At 68.1% G+C, this 6115-nt stretch carries 5 protein-coding genes and 1 pseudogene; 3 read left to right on the forward strand and 3 right to left on the reverse strand.

Annotation, left to right across the window (positions count from 1 at the left end; translation table 11 throughout):
* Positions 1-67 precede the first annotated feature (67 nt).
* From bcsA to G3N93_RS31880, 3 genes are read left to right on the forward strand one after another with little or no spacing between them, the layout of a single operon-like run.
* The gene (gene bcsA, locus G3N93_RS31870; RefSeq protein ID WP_241026775.1) at positions 68-2602 is read left to right on the forward strand and encodes a UDP-forming cellulose synthase catalytic subunit; all 2535 of its coding nucleotides are present in this window, start codon (positions 68-70) and stop codon (positions 2600-2602) included.
* Between the two features lie 27 nt (positions 2603-2629).
* Positions 2630-4186 (forward strand): cellulose biosynthesis protein BcsG, encoded by a 1557-nt coding sequence (gene bcsG / locus G3N93_RS31875; protein ID WP_174988980.1) that lies wholly within the window; start codon positions 2630-2632, stop codon positions 4184-4186.
* Positions 4168-4365, forward strand: a complete 198-nt coding sequence (locus G3N93_RS31880; protein WP_041492807.1) for a hypothetical protein — start codon at positions 4168-4170, stop codon at positions 4363-4365. Before bcsG ends, G3N93_RS31880 begins: the two co-directional genes overlap by 19 nt.
* 73 nt (positions 4366-4438) lie before the next feature.
* On the opposite strand, the gene G3N93_RS31885 is transcribed toward G3N93_RS31880, so the two are convergent.
* From G3N93_RS31885 to G3N93_RS31895, 3 genes and pseudogenes are all read right to left on the reverse strand, one after another.
* Entirely contained in the window at positions 4439-5323 is an 885-nt protein-coding gene (locus tag G3N93_RS31885; protein ID WP_206134747.1) for a pirin family protein, read from the reverse strand.
* A gap of 31 nt (positions 5324-5354) precedes the next feature.
* The gene (locus tag G3N93_RS31890; RefSeq protein ID WP_174988976.1) at positions 5355-5747 is read right to left on the reverse strand and encodes an OsmC family protein; all 393 of its coding nucleotides are present in this window, start codon (positions 5745-5747) and stop codon (positions 5355-5357) included.
* Between the two features lie 45 nt (positions 5748-5792).
* Positions 5793-6115: pseudogene (locus G3N93_RS31895) on the reverse strand (sodium:proton exchanger); the annotation flags it as partial.

Below are 6115 nucleotides of genomic sequence, written 5' to 3' on the forward strand. Positions count from 1 at the left end.
CCGCCGCGCGGCCCGGCTTGCCGCGCTGCTCGCGTGCGCGGCGCTCGTCGCCGGCTGCCAGCAGGAGCTGTACGGCGGCCTCGCCGAGCGCGACTGCAACGAGATGATGGCCGCGCTGCTCCAGAACGGTGTCGACGCGCAGAAGAAGACGCCCGACGGCGGCAAGACGTGGACGCTCGCCGTCGACGACAAGCAGATTGTCAGGGCGATGGAAGTGCTGCGCGCGCGCGGGCTGCCCGCGACGCGCTACGACGATCTCGGCGCGCTGTTCAAGAAGGACGGCCTCGTGTCGACGCCGACCGAGGAGCGCGTGCGATTCATCTACGGCGTGTCGCAGGAGCTGTCGGACACGCTGTCGAAAATTGACGGGGTCGTCGTCGCGCGCGTGCACATCGTGCTGCCGAACAACGATCCGCTCGCACAGGTCGCGAAGCCGTCGTCGGCGTCGGTGTTCATCAAGTACCGGCCGAACGCGAATCTCGCGACGCTGACGCCGCAGATCAAGAACCTCGTCGTCCATAGCGTCGAAGGGCTGACGTACGACGAAGTGAGCGTCACGTCGGTCGCCGCCGATCCGGTCGATCTCGTATCGGCCGCGCAGCCGAGCGCGCAGAAGTCCGGTGGTGCGACGCTCGTCGGCCTCCTGATCGCCCTCCTCGTGTGCGTCGCGCTCGCGCTGCTCGCGACGGTGCGCTACGTGTGGTGGCGCACCACGCAGACGCTCGATTTCCGCGGCCCGGTCGAGGCTGTTGCCGGCTACCTGCTGTACGGCGCGGAAGCCTATACGTGGATGATCCTGCTGCTCGGCTTCGTGCAGACCGCGTGGCCGCTCGACCGGCCGATCGTGCCGCTGCCCGACGATCCCGACACCTGGCCGACTGTCGACATCTACATCCCGACCTACAACGAGCCGCTGTCGGTCGTGAAGCCGACCGTCTTCGCCGCGCAGAGCATCGACTGGCCGAGCGCAAAGCTGCGCGTGTACCTGCTCGACGACGGCAAGCGCCCCGAATTCGAGGCGTTCGCGCGCGAAGCCGGCATCGACTATGTAACGCGCGACGACAACCGCCACGCGAAGGCCGGCAACATCAACCGTGCATTGCCGAAGACGCACGGCGAATACATCGCGATCTTCGACTGCGATCACGTGCCGACGCGCTCGTTCCTGCAGACGACGATGGGCGTGTTCCTGCGCGACCCGAAGTGCGCGCTCGTGCAGACGCCGCACCATTTCTTCTCGCCCGATCCGTTCGAGCGCAACCTCGGCACGTTCCGCGAGATCCCGAACGAAGGCAACCTGTTCTACGGCCTCGTGCAGTCGGGCAACGACCTGTGGAACGCGACGTTCTTCTGCGGCTCGTGCGCGGTGCTCAAGCGCAGCGCACTGGAAGAGGTGGGCGGCGTCGCGGTCGAGACCGTGACCGAGGATGCGCACACGGCGCTCAAGCTGCACCGGCGCGGCTATACGTCGGCGTACCTGCCGACCGTGCAGGCGGCCGGCCTCGCGACCGAAAGCCTCGCGGGCCACGTGAAGCAGCGCACGCGCTGGGCGCGCGGGATGGCGCAGATCTTCCGCATCGACAACCCGTTCCTCGGGCGCGGGCTCGGCTTCATCCAGCGGATCTGCTACGGCAACGCGATGCTGCACTTCTTCTACGGGATTCCGCGGCTGGTGTTCCTGACGATCCCGCTCGCGTACCTGTTCTTCCACCTGTACTTCATCAACGCGTCGGCGCTCGCGCTCGCGAGCTACGTGATCCCGTATCTGGTGCTCGCGAACGTCGCGAACTCGCGGATGCAGGGGCGCTACCGCCATTCGTTCTGGGCCGAGGTCTACGAATCGGTGCTCGCGTGGTACATCGCGCTGCCGACCACCGTCGCGTTCTTCAGCCCGAAGCACGGCAAGTTCAACGTGACCGACAAGGGCGGCAAGATCGACGAAGGCTACGTCGACTGGTCGACGTCGAAGCCGTATCTGGTGCTGTTCGGGCTGAACGTGCTCGCGATCCTCGCCGGCCTGTGGCGGCTCGTGGCCGACCAGGGCGACGAGGCGTCGACGATCCTGATCACGCTCGGCTGGACCGTGTACAACCTCGCGATGCTCGGCGCGGCGCTGGCCGTGGCGCGCGAAACCAAGCAGGTGCGCGTCACGCACCGGATCGCGATGCGCGTGCCGGCCATGCTGCTGCTCGCCGACGGCTCGACGGCCGCGTGCTTCACGAGCGATTACTCGACCGGCGGCCTCGGCCTCGAAGCGGTGCCGGGGCTTCCGCTCGCCGTCGGCGACACGCTGACGGTGTGCGTGACGCGCGGCGACCGGCCGTTCCCGTTCCCGGTGCGCGTGAGCCGCGTGACGCCGACCCATGTCGGCGTGAGCTTCGAGGAACTGACGCTCGAACAGGAGCGCCAGCTCGTGCAATGCACGTTCGGCCGCGCGGATGCGTGGCTCGACTGGCACGAAGGCGAGCGCCTCGACACGCCGCTCGGCGGGCTGAAGGAAGTGCTGCGGATCGGCCTGGACGGCTATGTACGGATGTGGAAGGGTGCGGCGCGCGGCCTGCAGACCATGCTGGCGCCGAAACTCGATCGGGCGCGCGACTGACGCGGCGCTCATCATGGAGTGGGTTAGATGACGTTCTGGAATCTGTATTTCATCCTGAAGTTCGCGCTGTTCGCGACCGGGCACCTGCAGCCGTTCTGGCTCGCGAACCTCGCGTTCGCGGTGGCGCTCGCGGTGAGCGCACCGATCCGGCGGCGTGCGTGGCGCATCGTCCGGCAGGTCGTCGCGATCGCGATCGCGGTGCCGCTGCTTGCGCGCGAGATGCATGCGCCGCCGCTTGCGCGGCTCGTCGAGGCCGCACGCGAAGTGAGCACGTTCCGCTTCGAATACTGGATGGAGCTGCTGCCGCGCCTGCTGCCGCCGGTGCTGCTGCTGACGGTGGCCGGTGCGCTGATCGTCTACTTCATCGTCAATCGCTGGCTGCGCGTCGCGACGTTCGTGCTGGCCGTGCTGATCGTGATGCCGCTGTGGCAGGCCGGCAGCGGGCTGATGGCGCGCGTCGTCGCACCTCTGCCGCAGCAGGCCAACGCAACAGGCACGACGATTGCCGGCCAGCCGGAGGATCACAACGCCGCGCTCGCGACGTTCCGCACGCAGGAATCGCAGCGGCAGGTCGCGTTCGGCCATCTCGGCAACGATCCGGCCGCGCAGTTCGACGTGATCGTGCTGCACATCTGCTCGCTGTCGTGGGACGACCTCGATGCCGCGAAGGTGCGCAACCATCCGATGCTGAGCCACTTCGACTACCTGTTCACCAACTTCAGCACGGCCGCGAGCTACAGCGGCCCGGCGGCGATCCGCGTGCTGCGTGCGAGCTGCGGGCAGGAAGCGCACGCCGACCTGTACAAACCGGCGCCGCAGCAGTGCTACCTGTTCTCGCAGCTGGCGAGCGCGGGCTACAAGGTGCAGTCGCTGCTGAACCACGACGGCCACTTCGACAACTTCCTGCAGGTGATCCACGACAACATCGGCGTGCCCGACGCGCCGCCGGTGTCGAACGCGGCCGCGCCCGTCGCGATGCACGCGTTCGACGGCTCGCCGATCAAGGACGACTACTCGACGCTCGCGAACTGGTATGCGCAGCGCGCGTCGGTGCCGGGCCCGGTCGCGTTGTACTACAACACGATCAGCCTGCACGACGGCAACCGGATCGTCGGCAGCTCGCTGACGAGCATCGACTCGTACCCGCAGCGCGCAACGAAGCTGATGGACGACTTCGATCGCCTGGCCGACCTGATCGCGCAATCGGGCCGCCGTGCGGTGATCGTGTTCGTGCCCGAGCACGGCGCCGCGCTGCGCGGCGACAAGTACCAGGTCGCGGGCCTGCGCGAGATCCCGACGCCGCGCATCGTGCACGGGCCCGTCGGCGTGCGGCTCATCGGCTTTGCCGGCAACCACGGCGCGACGACCGTGATCGATCAGCCGACCAGCTTCCTCGCGCTCTCGCAACTGCTGTCGAACCTCGTGTCGAACAGCCCGTTCAAGCCGGGCACGACGCTCGCGCAGTACGCGGCCGACCTGCCGCGCACGCGGATGGTGGGCGAGAACGAGGGCACGGTGACGATGCAGACGGCCGCGGGCTACTCGGTGAAAACTCCGGATGGCGTATGGATCGACGAACAGTAATTCTTCCGGGCGACGCCGATGACGATCGCCTGTCGCAACCGAACGACGTGCTCGGCCTCGCGCGCCATCTGCCCGCGCTCGATCCCGAGCGTTACGTCGACGAGCAGGCGCGCCGCGCGTTCATCGACTCGCTCGACCGCTGGCCGACGCTCGCGAAGCTGATGGGATTGAAGCCGTAAACGTACAACGGCCGGCATGTGTGCCGGCCGTTGTTTCTTGCGTGCGATTCCGCTGGCCGCACCTTATCGCACGTTATTGCGCCTTGCGTTCCGGCTGGCGCGTCCACTGGTCTTCTTCACCAGGCACCTTGCCGAAGGTCTGATCGGCCCACGCCGCGCGGGCCGCGTCGATCTTCGCGCGCTCGCTCGACACGAAATTCCATTCGATGAACCGCTCGCCCGGCAGGTGCGCACCGCCGAGCAGCATCACGCGTGCGCCGTTCGCGCTGGCGAGCGCCACGGACGCGCCGGGTTCGAGCACGGCCATCGTCGCGGGGGCGAGCGGCGCACCGTCGATGGTGAGGTCGCCGTCGACCAGGTACACGCCGCGTTCCTCGTGTTCGGCATCGAGCGCCAGCGTGCCGCCTGCCGCGAATTCCGCATACGCATAGAGCGTCGGCGAGAACACGGCGACCGGTGACGTGAGTCCGAACGCGGTGCCCGCGATCACGCGCACGCTCGCGCCGTCGCGCGTGAACGACGGCAGCGTGTCGGCCGCATGATGGACGAATGCGGGCGTGGTGTCTTCATGTTCGACCGGCAGCGCGACCCAGGTCTGGATTCCGTGGACCGGCTGATCATGCGGCCGGTCTTCGTCGGGCGAGCGCTCCGAATGCACGATGCCGCGGCCGGCCGTCATCCAGTTCACGTCGCCCGGCACGATCTTCTGCCGGAAGCCGAGGCTGTCGTGATGCATCAGCGAGCCGTCGAACAGGTAGGTGACGGTCGCGAGGCCGATGTGCGGATGCGGCAGCACGTCGATGCCGCGGCCGGCCGGCAACACGGCCGGCCCCATCTCGTCGAAGAAGATGAACGGGCCGACGAGGCGGGCGGCGCGCGCGGGCAGCACGCGGCGCACGACGAGGTTGCCGATGTCGCTTTCGCGCGGCGTGAGCAGGGTCTTGATCGTGGCGGACATGGTGGGGATCTTGTGGTCGAGGCGCGGCGTGTCAGGCGATCGCCGTGTCGATGGTGATCGGATGCGTGAGGATCTTGTGCACCGGGCACGCGTTCGCGATCTGCAGCAGCCGTTCGCGCTGTTCGCCGGACAGGTCGCCTTCGAGCGTGATGCGGCGCACGATCGTGCTGCCCGCGCTGCCCGATTCGTGCGCGAGCTTCACGTGCACTTCGGTGAGCGGCCAGCCCTTGCGCTGCGCGTACATCTTCAGCGTGATCGCGGTGCATGCGCCGAGGCTCGACAGCAGCAGCGCGACGGGCGCGGGCGCCGCATCGCCGCCGCCGAGCGACGCCGGTTCGTCGGCGCGCCACTGGTGGACGCCATCGCTGAAGTGGACGAGGTAATCGACGGAGCCGATGCTCGCTTCGACGGACAGTTCGCTCATTGCAGTTCCATGTAAAGAAGGGGAGGCCGGCGGCGTGGCCGGGCGTTACGGTTCGAGCAGCCGCTGCAGCCGCAGTTCCTCGAAATCGAGCTCCGATTCGATCCGGTGCAGCACGGCGTCGTCGACCTTGCCGTCGCGATGCAGGTCGAGCAGCGCGCGGCGCGATACGCCGACGAGCTCGAGTTCGACGCGCAGCATGCGCGAGCGCACGTTGGCCGGTTCGGCGCCCTGGCGATGCGCGCGTTCGTTGAAGGTGACGCGGTTCCGGTATTCGGCGAGCAGGCGGTCGAGCGACGGCCGCTCGAGGGTCGAGCCGCGTTGTTCGAGCGCGTCGAGTTCGGCGAGCGCCGCGCCGAACGCATGCGCGC

Origin of the sequence: Burkholderia sp. Se-20378 (assembly GCF_017104665.1) — a bacterium.
Lineage (GTDB): Bacteria > Pseudomonadota > Gammaproteobacteria > Burkholderiales > Burkholderiaceae > Burkholderia > Burkholderia lata.

Coding starts and splice junctions, on each gene's coding strand:
- G3N93_RS31880 (WP_041492807.1), top strand. CDS start 4,168: ATGGATCGACGAACAGTAATTCTTCCGGGCGACGCCGATGACGATCGC.
- bcsG (WP_174988980.1), top strand. CDS start 2,630: ATGACGTTCTGGAATCTGTATTTCATCCTGAAGTTCGCGCTGTTCGCG.
- G3N93_RS31890 (WP_174988976.1), bottom strand. CDS start 5,747: ATGAGCGAACTGTCCGTCGAAGCGAGCATCGGCTCCGTCGATTACCTC.
- G3N93_RS31885 (WP_206134747.1), bottom strand. CDS start 5,323: ATGTCCGCCACGATCAAGACCCTGCTCACGCCGCGCGAAAGCGACATC.